Source organism: Paraburkholderia sp. BCC1884 (genome assembly GCF_900996225.1).
Taxonomy (GTDB): domain Bacteria; phylum Pseudomonadota; class Gammaproteobacteria; order Burkholderiales; family Burkholderiaceae; genus Paraburkholderia.
In genome coordinates, this window is sequence record NZ_CAAJGL010000090.1 from 363,076 (window position 1) to 378,959 (window position 15,884).

Here is a 15,884-nt window from a genome sequence, read left to right on the forward strand (position 1 = left end):
CGGCGCCGAATCATCGGTGATAGATCGATCCAACCCGCCTTGCGCGGGTTTTTTTGCGACCAATAAAAAAGCCTGCCGTTTCGGGCAGGCTAAAAAGAGATCCACACTCAATGCCTTGCGGGTACAAGGCAGAGGACAGTCTAGCGGCACAATGCGCGCTCGTGGTTTCACCCGCTCTTACACATGTTACGGGGCATGACCACGGCCCGATCAATCCGCACGCCAGTGCGAGCGAATCCGCTTGGCCAGGGCTTCGAGGGTGTCGGCGTCGGCCACGTCGCGTGCGTGCATGCGCAGCGGCTGGCCTTCCCAGCGCGGGATCACATGGAAATGAACGTGCGGCACGGTTTGTCCCGCCGCCGCGCCGTTGAACTGGCCGATGAACACGCCGTCGGGCCGCAAGGCCGCGCGAACCGCGATCGCGAGCTTCTGCGTCATGCGCATGCAGGCCACCGTCGAGGCGTCCGACAATTCGAAAATTTCCGCTGCCGCTTCTTTCGGCACAACCAGCAAATGGCCGTCGGCTTGCGGCATCAGATCCATGAAGGCCAGCGCGGCATCGGTTTCCGCGACTTTGATGCAAGGTAATTCGCCACGCAGAATCCTCGCAAAGGGATTGCTGTCGTCGTATTTCATCGCGCTTCCTTTCCGGTTGCAGGGACGGTTCAGGCGGATGCCAGTGTCGCCGATATTGTCGTCCCCATCTGTTACAGGACGCGCGCTGCGCGTTTGATTGCTTGCGGCGGTTGGCCGTAAGCACGCAGAAAAGCGCGCCGCATCCGCTCGGTGTCGACGAAGCCGGTTTCCACCGCCACCGTCTCCATGGCGTGACGGCCGGCTTCCAGCATCGCGCGCGCGGCTTCGACGCGCAATGCTTCGATCGCCTTGGCGGGCGATTGACGCGTCTCGTCGCGAAACGCGCGGCTGAACTGGCGCGGACTCAGGTGGGCGACATCGGCAAGCTGTTCGACTGTCAGGGGCTCGCGCAAATGGCTCTTTGCATACGAGAGCGCGCTCTGGATCCGGTCGGATTTCGGTTCGAGATCGAGCATGGCCGAGAACTGCGACTGGCCGCCGGCACGCCGGTGATACACAACGAGCTTGCGCGCGATGGAGCGCGAGACCTCCGCGCCGAGATCGTTTTCAACCAGCGCCAGACAGAGATCGATGCACGCCGTCATGCCGGCGGAAGTCCACACGGAGCCGTCGACGATGAAAATGCGGTCTTCGTCGACCCGCGCGTCGGGATAGCGGCGCTGCAAATCACGCGCATGCACCCAGTGAGTCGTGGCGTGACGGCCGTCGAGAATGCCGGCCTCGGCCAGCACGAACGCGCCCGTGCAGATGCTGGTGGTGCGGCGCGACGCGGCCAGCGCATCGTTCAGAAACGCCAGCAAACCCGACGACGACGGCGCAATCTGCATCGCGCCGGTGACCACCACCGTGTCGTAAGTTGGATCGCCAAACGCCTTCGTCCCGATTTCGACGCCCGCCGAACTGCGCACCATGCCGCCGTGCTCGGAAATGATCTCGACCTCGTACTCCGGCTGACCGCCTTCGAGATTCGCCAGTTCGAAGATCGACACCGCGACCATATCGAGGATCTGGAAGCCTGGAAAAACCACCACGCCGACGCGTCTCATCGCGATGTCCTAAAACGAGGTAAATATGACATTTGAGACAACAGGCTACGCGCCTAGACTTGCTCCGTCAACACCGCAATATCGAGCAAAAGCGATGCGGCGGCGGCGGTTTCCAGATTTCCCATTCAACGGACAGAGCAGCAGCGCCATGCGCCACGCTCGCAAGGAGAGCTTCAAATGACAACGCAAGCAAACAAAGGAACGGCATTGGTGACAGGCGCTTCGTCGGGGATCGGCGCGGTGTATGCGGATCGTCTGGCACGGCGCGGCTACGACCTGATTCTGGTGGCGCGCGACGTCGAGCGTCTGAACGGCCTTGCCGAACGGTTGACGAAGGAAACCGGCCGCCACGTCGACACCGTCGTCGCGGACTTGACCGTCAAGGCCGACGTGCGCCGTATCGAAGAAAGGCTGCGCACCGATCGCGGCATCACGATGCTGGTTAACAACGCGGGTGTCGGCGCGACGGCCTCGCTGATCGATTCGGACGTGGATGCGCTCGAAAGCATGATCGATCTCAACGTGACCGCGCTGACGCGGTTGACGGCGGCAGCCGTGCCGGGTTTCGTAGAGCGGGGCATCGGCGCGCTCATCAATATTTCGTCGGTCGCCGCGCTGTCGCCGGAAATGTTGAACGGCACCTATAGCGGCACGAAAGCCTACGTGCTGAATCTGACGCAATCGCTGCATCATGAGGTGGGCGACAAGGGCGTCAAGCTCCAGGCCGTGTTGCCGGGCGCGACTAGCACCGCGTTCTGGGGGCGCGCAGGGGTGCCGGTCGAGCACCTGCCGTCGCAGATCGTGATGACCGCCGAAGACATGGTGGACGCGGCACTCGCCGGTTTCGACCAAGGCGAACTGGTGACGATTCCGTCGTTGCCGGATGCGGCGGATTGGGAGCGTTTCAACACGGCGCGCCAGCACCTGGGGCCGAACCTGTCGCATAAGAATCCGGCGACACGCTACGCGCGAGTCAATGTGGCTGCCTGAACGCCGTCGAGCAGGGTTGAGCGGCAGCGTTCGGCATGAGGCGGCATCGAGCCACAAAAAAGGCGTCGTAACGGCTCAGCGCCAGTCGGTCGCCACGTCGTCGGGATCGGCAAGCGTCAGTCCCGACGACGGCAGCGGCAGCGCCGTCTTGTAGCGCACCTGCTTGAGCGCGAAGCTCGACCGGATATTGGAGATGCCTGGAATCTTCGTCAGATGATCGACGATGAATCGCTCCAGCGTCTGCATATCCGGCATGACGACGCGCAGCAGATAGTCGGCATCGCCCGTCATCAGATAGCACTCCATCACCTCGGGGCGCTCCGAAATGGCCCGCTCGAACCGCAGCAGCGCATCTTCCACCTGCTTTTCCAGACTCACCTGAATGAACACGTTGATGCGCAGCCCGAGCAGCTCCGGATTCAACAGGGTGACCTGCTGCTTGAACAGCCCCATCTTTTCGAGCGCCCGTACGCGGTTGAAACACGGCGTGGGCGACAGATTCACCGAGCGCGCCAGATCGGCATTGGTGATGCGCGCGTTCTGCTGCAACTGGCTCAGGATGCCGATGTCGATGCGATCGAGCCGTCTCGGTGTCGTGGTCATAGATGAAATATTCCGTCGAAAGGTCAAAATCCGGAATAAACAGCCTATCGCAGCGCGGGATCACAAGCAAATCAGAGGCTCATTTTGTGGGCACGTGGTTACCATTGACTCACTCGATCTTGAACCCAGTGTGTCGAAGCGGGAGCGGTGCCATGACGGATTTGTCCAGCGGTAGCAAGCAATGGCGGTCTTTGACCGCGCCACATGATGACAACGCGGAGCACGCAGATAGCGATCCGCAGGAAACCGCCGAATGGCTGGAGGCGCTCGACGCGGTCGTCGTGAATGTCGGTCGCGATCGCGCGCAGTTCCTGTTCGACAAGCTCGCGAGCCACGCGCTGTCGCTGGGCGTCGAGTCGGCGCGCACCAACGTCACGCCGTACCAGAACACGATTCCGTTCGAGCAGCAGCCGCGCTATCCGGGCAACCTCGAACTCGAGGAACGGCTTGCCGGCGCGCTGCGCTGGAATGCGCTCGCGATGGTCGTGCGCGCGAACAAGGCCTACGGTGAGCTCGGCGGTCATATCGCGAGTTACGCGTCGGCGGCGGATCTGTTCGAGGTCGGCTTCAATCATTTCTTCCGTGCGACTGCGCCGGGTGGAGAGGAGGGCACGGGCGACCTCGTGTACTTCCAGCCGCATTCGTCGCCGGGCTTGTATGCGCGGGCTTACCTCGAAGGCTTCCTGTCCGAGGAGAACCTGCAGCATTACCGACGCGAGATCGGCGGCCCGGGCTTGTGTTCCTATCCGCATCCCTGGCTGATGCCCGACTTCTGGCAGTTTCCGACCGGCTCGATGGGCATCGGCCCGATCAACGCGATTTACCAGGCGCGTTTCATGCGCTATCTCGCCAATCGCGGCCTCGCGCAAACGGATGGCCGCAAGGTGTGGGGCTTTTTCGGCGACGGTGAAATGGACGAGCCGGAATCGACCGGCGCGCTCTCGCTTGCCGCCCGCGAAGGGCTCGATAACCTCGTCTTCGTGATCAATTGCAATCTGCAGCGGCTCGACGGGCCGGTGCGCAGCAATGGCCGCATCATCGACGAACTGGAAGCGCACTTTATCGGCGCGGGCTGGAACGTGATCAAGGTCGTGTGGGGCTCGGACTGGGATGCGCTGTTCTCACGCGATCGCACCGGCGCCTTGCTGCGCGCCTTCGCGCATACCGTCGATGGCCAGTTCCAGACCTTCTCCGCGAACGACGGCGCGTATAACCGCGAACGCTTCTTCAACCAGAATCCCGAACTCGCCGCACTCGCCGCGCAATTGAGCGACGACGATATCGACCGCCTGCGCCGCGGCGGCCACGACGTGCGCAAACTGCACGCGGCTTACGCGAAGGCGCTCGACCATCGCGGCCAGCCGACGGTGATCCTCGCCAAGACCATGAAGGGCTTCGGCATGGGCACCTCGGGCCAGGGGCGCATGACCACGCATCAACAGAAGAAACTCGATTTCCACGACCTCAAGGCGTTTCGCGACCGCTTCCGCCTGCCGCTCACGGACGCCGACGTCGAACAGGTGAAGTTTTACAAACCAGCAGAAGACAGCCCGGAAATGCAGTACCTGCATGCACGCCGGGCGGCTCTCGGAGGCTATCTGCCCAGAAGGCGGCGAGTCGCATCGAAGGGGCTGATCGTCCCGCCGGTGTCCTCCTGGGGGCAATTCGCGCTGGAATCGAACGGCCGCGAGATGTCCACGACGATGGCGCTGGTGCGCATGCTGACCGCGCTGCTCAAGGACAACGAAGTCGGCCAGCGCATCGTGCCGATCGTCGCCGACGAGGCGCGCACCTTCGGCATGGCAAACATGTTCCGGCAGGTGGGTATCTATTCGCCGTTGGGGCAGCTGTACGAGCCGGAGGACCTGGGTTCGATGCTGTATTACCGCGAGGACACGAAGGGGCAAATTCTCGAGGAAGGCATTTCGGAAGCGGGCGCGGTGTCGTCGTGGATTGCGGCGGCGACGTCGTACACCGTGCACGATCTGCCGATGCTGCCGTTCTACATCTACTACTCGATGTTCGGCTTCCAGCGCATCGGCGATCTGATCTGGGCTGCGGCGGATCAGCGTGCGCGAGGTTTCCTGATTGGCGCGACGTCGGGCAAGACGACGCTCGGCGGCGAGGGCTTGCAGCATCAGGACGGTTCCAGCCATCTGGCGGCGTCGACGATTCCGAATTGCCGTGCCTATGATCCGGCGTTCGCCCACGAGGTGGCCGCCATCGTCGACGAAGGCATGCGCGAGATGGTCGAGGCGCAGCGCGATGTGTTCTATTACGTCACGGTGATGAACGAGAACTACGCGCAACCGTCGGCGCCTGGCGGCGATTTGCAGACGCTGCGTGAAGGCATTCTCAAAGGCATCTATCCGCTGGCCGATCAGGTACAGGCACAAGCGGATGAGACTTCACGAGCCACGGTGCAATTGCTCGGCGCGGGCGCGATCCTCGGCGAAGTCATCACCGCGCAGCAGATGTTGAAAGACGACTGGCAGATCGACGCCGCCGTATGGAGCGTGACGAGCTTCACCGAATTGCAGCGCGATGGGATGGCGGTGGAGCGGCTGGCGCGTCATGGAGAAGCGACAGCGATGCCTTATGTCGCGCAAGCGCTCGAAGCTTCGCAAGGCCCGATCATCGCCGCAACGGATTATGTGCGTGCGGTGCCGGAACTGATCCGCGCCTACGTGCCACGCCGTTACGTGACGCTCGGCACCGATGGCTTCGGCCGTAGCGACACGCGTCAGGCGTTGCGTGAATTTTTCGAAGTGGACCGCAAGTCGATTGTGCTCGCCGCTTTGAAAGCGCTGGCCGACGAAGGTGCGATCGAGGTGAGCTTGCTCACTGAAGCGCGCCGCAAGTACTACGGCGATACGCCAGTCGGCGTGGCATCGTGGCAATGCTGATGCGGCGGGAAGACATCCGGCGACCGGCGCCTCACCCGCTCATGGCCACCTGATTCTTTCCATCCCGCTTCGCCTGATAGAGGCCGACGTCGGCGGCTTCGATCAGCTTCGTGACCGGCTCGCCGACGGCCGGCACCAGCGTCGCCGCACCGATGCTGATCGTCACCACGCCGCTCGCGGATCCCGCGTGCGGAATCGCGAGCGCTTCGATTGCGATGCGGATTTTTTCGGCCAGCAGTCGCAAGCCGCCTGACGACGTTCCCGGCACCACCACCGCGAACTCTTCGCCGCCGAAGCGCGCGGCGAGATCGGGCGCGCGGCCGAGGCACGACTCGACCGTTTGCGCGACGCGCTTGAGCACTTCGTCGCCGGCCACGTGGCCGTAGGTGTCGTTGTAGGCCTTGAAGTTATCCACGTCGATCATCAGAAAACCGAGGCCGCTTTTATCGCGCATGCTGCGACGCCATTCGGCCGTCAGATACTGATCGAGATAGCGTCGGTTCGACAGCCCCGTCAGCCCGTCCGAATGCGTGAGCCGCTGCAATTCCAGATTGGTCGCGAGCAACTGCTGCTGCGATTGACGCAGCGCCTGATAAGCCTCGTCACGCTGCAACAGGTTCAGATACGAGCGCGAGTGATAACGGATGCGGGCGATCAACTCGAGGCGGTCCGGCAATTTCACCAGATAGTCATTCGCACCGGCGGCGAACGCCGCGCTTTTCACGAGCGGCTCTTCCTTGGTCGACAGCACGATGATCGGAATATCGCGCGTGGCCGGATTTTGCCGGTACTGACGCACTAGCGTGAGGCCGTCCGTACCCGGCATGACGAGATCCTGCAGGATCACGGTTGCGCGGGTTTCCTCGGCGCAAAGCACCGCTTCTTCGGGCGATGCGCAGTAATGGAAATCGACGGACGCTTCGTCGGCCAACGCCTGGCGGATCGCCTCGGCGATGATCGCCTGATCGTCGACCAGCAACACCATGATCGGACATTCCGACGCGGGCGGATTGCCAAGGATACGCGCAAGCGCATCGTCGACGGCGAGGTTGGATGCGACCTCCGCGTCCAACGCTTGAGCCCGCGTATTCGCGTCGTGTTCTGCGAGGTCTTGCGTAGCGGCGTTCTGATGCGGCTTAGGCGTGTCCATGTTGTTCAACCAGAATGAATGTCAGTGAATCGAAGCGGTTCATATGCGGTGTATTCGCGTCTACTGCTTGTTGACGGCGGCCGCCAGCGCGGCGGCAATGCGTGGCAAGGGCAGGATCGCGGCGGCTGCGTCGAGCGCCGCGGCTGCCTTGGGCATGCCATATACGGCACACGTCGCCTCGTCTTGCGCGATCGTGTGATAACCCTTGGTGCGCATCGCCTTCAGCCCGATCGCGCCGTCGCGGCCCATGCCGGTCAGCAACACGCCGATGGCGCGTGCCGGCCAACGTGCCACCACGCTATGAAAAAACACGTCGACGGATGGGCGGTACGGCGTCTCTTCCGGCACTCGCGTATAGCCGAGCACGTTGGGCAGTTTCAGATGCAGGTGGTCGTCGGTGGCGGCCAGCAGCACGACGCCCGCTTGCGGCCGGTCGCCTTCAACGGCAATGCGCACCGGCAGCGCCGATTGCTGGTTCAACCAGTCGGCCATGCCGGCGGCAAACGCGGCGTCGACATGCTGCACGATCACGGTCGCCGCCGCGAAATCCTTCGGCAAGGCGGCGAGCAGCGTGGCGAGCGCAGCCGGGCCGCCCGCCGATGCACCGATCGCGACCAGCGGCGTGTCGCGGCTCGTTACTCCGGCTGGGGAGGCTGAAGCCGTCGTGCCGGGCGCCGCGCGCTCCTTCACCAAGGCGCCGATGCGATCGATCTTTGCGATCAGCACGGCGATGCTTTTGTGTGCGTCGGGGCCGCTCAGCGACGGTGTATCGACGGCGTCGAGCGCGCCGGCGCCCATCGCCTCATAGACGCGCCATGCGTTCGCGCCGACGTCGACCGTGACGACCAGGATCGCGCACGGCGCACGCGCCATGATGCGGCGCGTCGCCTCGATGCCGTCGACGTTCGGCATCACGAGGTCCATCAGCACGATGTCCGGCCGCTGGGCGGTGCAGAAATCGACCGCTTGCTGGCCGTCGCGCGCGACCCATAGCACGTCGAAGTCGACGCGCGCGGCGAGGGCGCGGCGCAGCGCCTCGACGGCGAGCGGCATGTCGTTGACGATTCCGATCTTCATCCGTTTTACCCGTAGGCCTCGCCGATCAAATCCCGCACTGCGTCGAGCAGTGCTTCGTCATGAAAACTGCCCTTCGCCAGATAATAATCCGCGCCCGCATTCAACCCGGCGCGGCGGTCTTCTTCGCGATCTTTATACGAGACGATCATCACCGGCAGCGACTGCAACAGCGGATCGCGCTTGATGAGCGTGACGAGTTCGATGCCATCCATGCGCGGCATGTCGATATCGGTGATGACGAGATCGAAGCGCTCGCCGCGCACCGCGTTCCAGCCGTCCATGCCGTCGACGGCGATCGTCACGTCGTAGCCGCGCGTGGCGAGCAACTTACGTTCGAGTTCGCGCACGGTGAGCGAATCGTCGACCACCAGCACGCGCCGGGTGGCACGCTGGGTTGCCTGTGGGCCGCCTTGCTCGGTGTGCTTGAGTTCGCCGCCCGCGACGAGCCGTTCGACCGATCGCAGCCAGTCGTCGACGTCGGCGATCAGCACCGGATCGCCATTTTCCATCAAGGCGCCGGCGGTGATGTTGCGGACCTTGCCGAGACGCGGATCGAGTGGTTGGACGACCAGCATCCGTTCGCCGAGAAAACGGTCGACCACGACGCCGTAAGTCTGCGGACCGTCGCCGATCACGATCAGGCTGACGGTATCGGTATCGCTCGCGGGCGGCGCGGTGTCGAGAATCTGATGCGCGGTGACGACGCCGATGCTGCGGCCGCCGAACGCGATGTGCTGATGACCTTCGAGCAACTCGATGTCGGCGCGGCTGACATGCAATGTACGGTTCACGTGCGCGAGCGGCACCGCATACGGCTCGCCCGCGACTTCGATCAGCAGACTGCGGATCACGGACAGCGTCAACGGCAATTGCAACTGCACGCGCGTCCCGAGGCCGCGTTCCTGGGTGATGCGTACCGTGCCGCGAACGCGTTTGACGATATCGTGCACCGCATCGAGCCCGACGCCGCGACCGGACACTTCAGTGACTTGATCGCGCAACGAAAAGCCGGGCAGAAGGAGGAACTCGAGCAGTTCGGCTTCGGACAGCCGCGCAGCCGTTTCCGCGCTCGCGAGCTTCTTGCGGAGGATCGAGTCGCGCAGCGCGTCGAGATCGACGCCGGCGCCGTCGTCGGAGACGGTGATGAGGAGCGCGCCGGCAGTATGACGTGCGTCGAGCGTGAGCGTGCCTTCGTCCGGCTTGCCTTGCGCGAGGCGCACGGCGGGCGCTTCGATGCCGTGGTCGAGCGCGTTGCGCAGCATGTGGCCTAGCGGCGCTTCGAGCAGATCGAGAATGTCGCGGTCCACCTGAGTCGATTCGCCGACCAGTTGCCAGCGCACTTTCTTGCCGAGCGAACGCGCCACGTCGCGCACCATGCGCGCGAGTCCGCCAGTGCCATCGCCGAACGGACGCATCCGGCATTGCAGGGCGGCGTCGTAAAGCTGTTGCGACAGGTGCGTCGAGCGGCGGTCGAAACTTTCCAGATCAGCGAGGCGCTCGGCGAGCAGATGCTGCGATTCGGCGGTGAGGCGGCGCACTTCTTCCAGCGCGGCGTGCGCGCGCGGGTCGAGCTTGAGGTCGGCGAGCGTTTCGTGTAACTGGTCGAGCGCGCGGCTGCCGTCGCGCTGGACACGTTTTACGCGCAGCATCGATTGTGCGAAGGGTTTCAGCCAGCGCGATTCGACCAGCGATTCGCCGGATAAAGACAACAGGCGGTCGAGGTTGTCGGCGCGTACGCGCAGCATGCGGCCGGAGTCGGCGGAGGTCGTGGTCGAGGTTTCGCTCGCTGCGCCGGCCGATGTTCCGGTCGACACGACCGCGGTTGCCGGCGTCGCTTCCGCGCGCAACGCTTCGGCTAACAGGTCGAAGGCTGCGTCGTCAGCGGAGGTCGGGCTGGTGGGCGTCTCAACAGTGCTGCTGTCAGCAGGCGAGGGCGCCGGCTGCGCAACGGGAGTCGCGACTTCCCGGCGCAGCACCGCTGCGTGCGCAGCCACGCCAGCCATACGAGCCTGCAATGCCGTCACGCACGCGCTGACCGCATCGCGCGCCGATTCATCTTCGTCGTTGCCGATGCGCGCGACGATATCCACGCCGCGCAGCAACTCGTCGATCCAGGCGGCGTCGAGCAGGGCCCGGTCTTCCTGCGCGGCGACGAAGCAATCTTCCATCGCGTGCGCGAGTTCGACGCCGACCTGCACTCCGACGATCCGTGCCGCGCCCTTCAGCGAATGCGCCGCGCGCATGCAGGACTCGAGCGCGGCGGCGTCGCGCGGTGCCCGGTCGAGCGTGAGCAGGCCGTCGTTGAGCACGCGAGCCTGGGTCCGCGCTTCTTCGCGGAAAAGGTCGATCAGCGACGGGCGGCGCGGGTCGTCCGTCATCCGAGACTCCGGTTCAAGGTATCGAAGAGCGTGTCGGCGTCGAGCAGGCCGACACTCATGCCGCGCCACGGTGCGACTGCGCGGGTGTGCGCGGCGGCCGCTTGTGAGAGCGTCGCGGGCGGCGCGCAAAAACTGGCGGTGGCGAAGCGGTGCACGCCGTCGACCTGATCGACGGGGAACACCGCCTGCTCCTCCTCACGCGACACCACCAGCAGGCGCGGCAGGTCTTGCCGCGCGCGGTCGTCGCGAAGTCGGGTGTCGGGCTCGAAACCGAGCAGATGCGCGAGCGACAGACACACCAGCAGTTCGCCCTGTACATTCACCACGCCCAGCACCGCACGATGCTGCCGATGCGGGAGCGTGTGGACCGGGCGCGTCTGCACGATGCGTTTGAAGATCGGCGTGGGCAGCGCGAGCCATTCATCGCCGATGCGAAACACGAGAAACGATTCGCTCGCGCCGGACGCGCCATGTTGCAAGGCGGTCGGTGAGCGTACGTCGTGTTGTGCGAGGTCGATGTGCGGAATCGGCCGGTCGAGCAAGCGGGTAGCAGCCGTTTCGAACACGGGGCAATTCAGGCAGCGCACATACTCGGTCAGCCGCTCGCACGACGAATCGCCACGCACGCCGATGCGGTTCCAGCAATCGTCGAAGCCCATGATTCCAATCTCAGCCACGTGGCGCTCCCTGCGCGCGCGACGCGCGTTGCATCAACAGGCGCGCGCCGTTGCGGTCGCCCTCGAGTTCCAGCAAGGTGGCGAGATGCGCGAGGGCTTCAGCATGCTGAGGATCGAGATAGAGCGCCTTGCGATAGTGGCCTCGCGCGAGTTGAGTTTCGCCATTGGCATCGGCCAATACGGCGAGCAGATAGAACGCATCGGCGTGTGGCGCGTGCCGCTCGAGATAGGCGTTGATCGCGGCGGCGGCTTCCGCCAGACGGCCGGCGTCGGCGAGCGCGCGGGCGGCCTGCAGCGAATCGCGCGCGGCTTGCGCCGGCGCGTGGTCCGGCAGGGCCGGCGCCTTGTGTGCCGGCGTTGCCGTCATCAGCGGCTTGCGCGCTGGCCGCGATTCGGCGGCAAATGGAGCAGACGCAGGCGCGACCGGATCGGGCCATGCGAATGGCTCGGCGGAAAACACCGAAAGCGGCGTGAGGGCGGGCACTGAGACTTGTGTCATCGCGATTGCAGCAGCCGTGGCGAGCGGCGCGGTGTGCCAACCGTTCTGCTGTCCTTCAGCCGCATTCGCGCGATGAAAGGCGAAGGCCAGCGGAATCTTCGCGGATTGCATGCCGTAACGCATCAGCAACCCGGTTTCCGCAGGACCGACAAACAGGGTGCCGTTCTCGGCCAACACGCTATGGAGCGCGTGCAATGCGCTTTGCTGCGCATCGCGGTCGAAGTAGATCAGCACGTTGCGACAGAACACGAAATCGTAGACGCCCAACGCCGACGCATCGAGTTGCATCAGATTGGCGCGTGAAAACCGCACCGTTTCGACGATGCGCGGCGCGATGCGCCAGCCGTCCCCGGTCCGCGTGAAGTGGGCGTCGCGAAACGCAAACGCATTGCCGCGAAACGAGTTGCGGCCATACACGGCGCGTTGAGCGAGCGCGAGCGAATGCTCGCTGATGTCCATCGCGTCGATGCGCAGATGCGCGGCGTCGATGCCCGCATCGAGCAGGCTCATCGCCATCGTGTACGGCTCTTCGCCGGTCGAGCAGGGCAGGCTGAGGATGCGCAGCGGCAGCGCCGTGCCACGTTCATCGAGGCGTGCACGCGCAAGGCGGGCGAGCGCCTTGAAGGCGTCGGCGTCGCGGAAGAACCAGGTTTCGGGCACCACGACCGTTTCGATCAGCGCCTGCACCATTGCAGGCGAGATGTGCGCGGCTTCCCAATACTCGCCCAGCGTGGCGCCGGCATGGCCGCCTGCGCGCCACGCTGCGGCGCGTTGGTCGACTGCGCGTTCGATCGCGCCATGACCGAGCGATGCGGCGTCGAGCCCCATGGTCCGATGCAGCAGGTCGGCGAAGCGTCGATACAGCGGCGCGTTGTCGTGGTGCGCGTTCATGCGTGCGCCTCGGGAAACAGCAGCGCTTTGACGTCGTCCGGCAACAGATGCTCGATGCGGAGCCACTGCACGAGACTGCCGGCTTCACTCGCGACCGGACCGAGATAGCGTGTCTTTGGCAGGTCGATGCCGGTGGCGTGAAACGCGTCGGCTTCAAGGCGAATCGTGCGCGTTGCGCCTTCGAGCAGCAGCGCGAGCAGACGCGTCGCGCCGGCATGCGGATAGCGCACCAGCACGACGCGGGTCGACATCAGCTGCGCGGCGGGGCGGCCGAGTGCGAGCGCCGGCAGATCGATCACAGGCAGCGGTAGGCCGTCGTGATCGAGCACGCCCGCGACCCACGACGGCGCCCCCGGAATTGCTTTGGGCGGCGACTGCGGCGTGAGCGGCATCAGACGCTCCACCTGCGTCGCGTCGATCACGTAGCGTTCGCTATCGAGCGTGAAGAGGATGAAGAGCATGGGCGTCTGATGAGCGGAATAAAAGAACGTGAGGCTGGACGGCGGTGGGCCGCGTCAGGCCACGACCTTGAAGCGCGACACGCCGGTGCGCAGGCTGTTGGCGACATGCGTCAGATCGTCGATCGCCTGGGTCGACTGGCGCAACGATTCAGCCGTCTGCTGCGCGGCCTCCGAAAGCTGCGTGAGCGCCTGGGTGATCTGCTCGGCGCCGGTGGCCTGCGTCTGCATGCCCTCGTTGACCATCGAGAAGCGCGGTGCGAGCTGTTGCACCTGCTGGATGATCTGCGTGAGATGGCCGCCGACGTTCTGCACGTCGAGCATGCCGCGGCGCACTTCCTCGGAGAACTTGTCCATGCCCATCACGCCTGCGGCGACCGCGGACTGGATCTCTTTCACCATCTGTTCGATGTCGTAAGTCGCGACCGCGGTCTGGTCGGCGAGGCGGCGGATTTCCGTCGCCACGACCGCGAAGCCACGGCCGTATTCGCCGGCTTTCTCCGCTTCGATCGCGGCGTTCAACGAGAGCAGGTTGGTCTGATCCGCGACCTTGGTGATGGTGGCAACGACCTGGTTGATGTTGCTCGCCTTCTCGTTGAGGATCGCCAGCTTGGCGTTGACCGAGCCGGCCGCTTCCATCACGAGGCGCATGGTCTCTTCCATGCGCGCGAGGCCGGCGTGGCCGGTGCCCGCGAGCGCCGCCGACTGGCCGGCGACTTCCGAGACTTCGTTCATGGTCCGCAACAGGTCGCGCGAGGTGGCGAAGATTTCACGCGACGTCGCGCCGATCTCGGTGGTGGTGGCGGCGGTTTCGTTGGCGGTGGCCTGCTGCTCGCGCGAGGTCGCGGCGATTTCCGTCACCGACGTGGTCACCTGCACGGCCGACTTCTGCGCCTGGCCGACCAGCGCGGTGAGTTCGTCGGTCATACGGTTGAAGCCTGTTTCGAGCGCGCCGATTTCGTCCGCGCGATTCAGTTGCAGACGCTGCGTGAGGTCGCCCGTGCGCATGACGTCGACCACTTGCAGCACCTTGGCCATCGGCGTGGTGACCGCGCGCAGCAACCAGTAGCCGGCCAGCACGGCGACGATCGCGGCGAGCAGCAACATCACGAGCAACACGATGCGGGTCGCCTCGACGGAACTGCGGATGCTGTCGGCGGCGTGGTCGGCGTAGCCCTTGTTGTTGTCGACCAGCTTGCGCACGGACAGGCGCCCGGTTTCCCAGACTGGCGTGAGCTGCGTGTTGAAAACGCCCGCGGCGTCTTCTTTCGAGCCTTGCAAGGCGGTCAGCAGCGATGTCTGAATGGGCAGGTATTGCGCATGTTGCTGGCGGAAGTCATTGAACAGCTGACGGTCGACGTCGCGGAAAATGGTCGCGCCGTAGTCGTTGATGAGCTTGTCTAGCGTCTGCTGGGTTTCCTGCAGACGCGCCGTATCGCGTTTGACACTGTCGGGATCGGTGTCGACATAGATCAGGCGCTGCGTGACGGTGTAGTTCTCGAACCAGGCGGCGCGCATGGCGGTGGCGTAGTAGAGGCCGGGCATCGAGTCCTGCTGCTGGCTTTTCGCATTGCGGTCGATGCCGCCGAGCTGTTCGAAGGTGACAGTTGCCATTGCCAGCATCACGATCAGCACGATCCCGAAGCTACACAGAATCCGTTGCCGGATGGTCCATTGTTTCACGCGCACGCCCCTTACTTTTTGCTTTGTCCTGATCCCGATTCTCTACGCGGTTGAGCATAGGAGGGCGGATCGGAAAGCTTTGCGGGTCGTCGGATTTTTCCGACGGCTTGGTGCCGCGAATTTTACATTGATCGGGGGATTACAGGCTGTCGGGGTGATGAATGCGGAGGGGGAGTCGAGGTCGCAATGTAGCCGTCCCTGAAACGTTACAGAGGTAATGTCCAGTTACCACTTGCAGCATCTATTTCCGCGCGCGCCCGCCACAATCTGTTCCATGCCTCAACGGCGGGAGTCAAACATGAAAAAGATCGCAGTGGCGTTGGTGATGGTGGGAAGTCTGAGCATGGCGGGTCAAGCGTCTGCTCATGGCAATGGCGGGGATGTCGTCGGCGCGTTGATCGGCGGCGCGGTGCTGGGGGCGGTGGTGACCTCCGTGCTCAATCCTGCGCCAGTGGTGGCTTATCAGCAGCCTGTCTACGCTCAGCCCGTCTATGCGCAGCCGGTCTATCAACCTGCACCGGTGTATGCGGCCACGCCTCCCGGATACTGCTATGACCAGTACCAGCGCGCGTACGTCGCGTGCGGTGCGCCGCCGCCTCCGCCGCAGCAATACGGCGGGTATCCGCAGCAGCCGGGCTGGTAGTCGTCAGAGTCGCGTAGGGGTTTTGAGCGCAGCAGACAAAAAGGCCGTCGCGATCGATCGCGACGGCCTTTTCATTTCCTGATGCTCAGTGGCGGTGATGCAGCCACTCTGCGTAGTGCGTGTCGAGCCAACGCTCGAGCCGCGGCGGCCTCGTCTTCTGATGATAGTGAGACGCCGCCCAGATCGTCACGCCGACCAGCAACATGACAGCCGGCCCCAACAAATAAGCCATCAACGATTCAGACATCGGAGCCTCCCTGGCGGCTTGCGTCCACGTTTCAGTTTA

At 64.3% G+C, this 15,884-nt stretch carries 14 protein-coding genes; 3 read left to right on the plus strand and 11 right to left on the minus strand.

The genetic code is table 11. From position 1 onward, the window contains the following. Positions 1-210: 210 nt before the first annotated feature. A complete protein-coding gene (locus FQ705_RS20485) occupies positions 211-636 on the minus strand; it encodes an HIT family protein (protein ID WP_144143876.1) in 426 nt (141 codons plus the stop codon). Between the two features lie 71 nt (positions 637-707). Beyond that, positions 708-1,643 carry a GlxA family transcriptional regulator gene (locus tag FQ705_RS20490; protein WP_144143877.1) on the minus strand — a complete coding sequence of 312 codons (936 nt, stop codon included), beginning with the start codon at positions 1,641-1,643 and terminating at the stop codon, positions 708-710. A gap of 177 nt (positions 1,644-1,820) precedes the next feature. On the opposite strand from FQ705_RS20490, the gene FQ705_RS20495 reads away from it, so the two are divergent. Further along, positions 1,821-2,633, plus strand: coding sequence for an SDR family NAD(P)-dependent oxidoreductase (locus FQ705_RS20495; protein ID WP_144143878.1), 813 nt, complete (start codon positions 1,821-1,823; stop codon positions 2,631-2,633). Positions 2,634-2,708: 75 nt separating this feature from the next. On the opposite strand, the gene FQ705_RS20500 is transcribed toward FQ705_RS20495, so the two are convergent. Further along, the gene (locus FQ705_RS20500) at positions 2,709-3,236 is read right to left on the minus strand and encodes an Lrp/AsnC family transcriptional regulator (RefSeq protein ID WP_144143879.1); all 528 of its coding nucleotides are present in this window, start codon (positions 3,234-3,236) and stop codon (positions 2,709-2,711) included. A 152-nt stretch (positions 3,237-3,388) separates the two neighbouring features. Here FQ705_RS20500 and mdeB point away from each other — a divergent pair, with 152 nt between their 5' ends. Then, positions 3,389-6,142, plus strand: a complete 2,754-nt coding sequence (gene mdeB, locus FQ705_RS20505; protein WP_144143880.1) for an alpha-ketoglutarate dehydrogenase — start codon at positions 3,389-3,391, stop codon at positions 6,140-6,142. 31 nt (positions 6,143-6,173) lie between these two features. Here the strand turns inward: mdeB and FQ705_RS20510 are convergent, their stop codons facing one another. From FQ705_RS20510 to FQ705_RS20540, 7 genes are read right to left on the minus strand one after another with little or no spacing between them, the layout of a single operon-like run. Continuing rightward, entirely contained in the window at positions 6,174-7,292 is a 1,119-nt protein-coding gene (locus FQ705_RS20510) for a diguanylate cyclase (RefSeq protein ID WP_144143881.1), read from the minus strand. 60 nt (positions 7,293-7,352) lie between these two features. Next, positions 7,353-8,369 (minus strand): chemotaxis response regulator protein-glutamate methylesterase, encoded by a 1,017-nt coding sequence (locus FQ705_RS20515; protein ID WP_144143882.1) that lies wholly within the window; start codon positions 8,367-8,369, stop codon positions 7,353-7,355. 5 nt (positions 8,370-8,374) lie between these two features. Continuing rightward, the gene (locus FQ705_RS20520) at positions 8,375-10,747 is read right to left on the minus strand and encodes a hybrid sensor histidine kinase/response regulator (protein WP_144143883.1); all 2,373 of its coding nucleotides are present in this window, start codon (positions 10,745-10,747) and stop codon (positions 8,375-8,377) included. Then, the gene (locus FQ705_RS20525; RefSeq protein WP_186307953.1) at positions 10,744-11,406 is read right to left on the minus strand and encodes a chemotaxis protein CheW; all 663 of its coding nucleotides are present in this window, start codon (positions 11,404-11,406) and stop codon (positions 10,744-10,746) included. Before FQ705_RS20525 ends, FQ705_RS20520 begins: the two co-directional genes overlap by 4 nt. Before the next feature lie 10 nt (positions 11,407-11,416). After that, complete coding sequence (locus FQ705_RS20530; RefSeq protein ID WP_144143885.1) at positions 11,417-12,814, minus strand: CheR family methyltransferase; 1,398 nt, start codon at positions 12,812-12,814, stop codon at positions 11,417-11,419. Then, entirely contained in the window at positions 12,811-13,275 is a 465-nt protein-coding gene (locus FQ705_RS20535) for a chemotaxis protein CheW (protein WP_144143886.1), read from the minus strand. Before FQ705_RS20535 ends, FQ705_RS20530 begins: the two co-directional genes overlap by 4 nt. 54 nt (positions 13,276-13,329) lie before the next feature. Continuing rightward, positions 13,330-14,955 carry a methyl-accepting chemotaxis protein gene (locus tag FQ705_RS20540; RefSeq protein ID WP_144143887.1) on the minus strand — a complete coding sequence of 542 codons (1,626 nt, stop codon included), beginning with the start codon at positions 14,953-14,955 and terminating at the stop codon, positions 13,330-13,332. Between the two features lie 298 nt (positions 14,956-15,253). Here FQ705_RS20540 and FQ705_RS20545 point away from each other — a divergent pair, with 298 nt between their 5' ends. After that, entirely contained in the window at positions 15,254-15,598 is a 345-nt protein-coding gene (locus tag FQ705_RS20545) for an ecotin precursor (RefSeq protein ID WP_144143888.1), read from the plus strand. Between the two features lie 85 nt (positions 15,599-15,683). Here FQ705_RS20545 and FQ705_RS34150 read toward each other — a convergent pair whose 3' ends face one another. Beyond that, entirely contained in the window at positions 15,684-15,845 is a 162-nt protein-coding gene (locus FQ705_RS34150) for a hypothetical protein (RefSeq protein WP_186307927.1), read from the minus strand. Between the last annotated feature and the right edge of the window lie 39 nt (positions 15,846-15,884).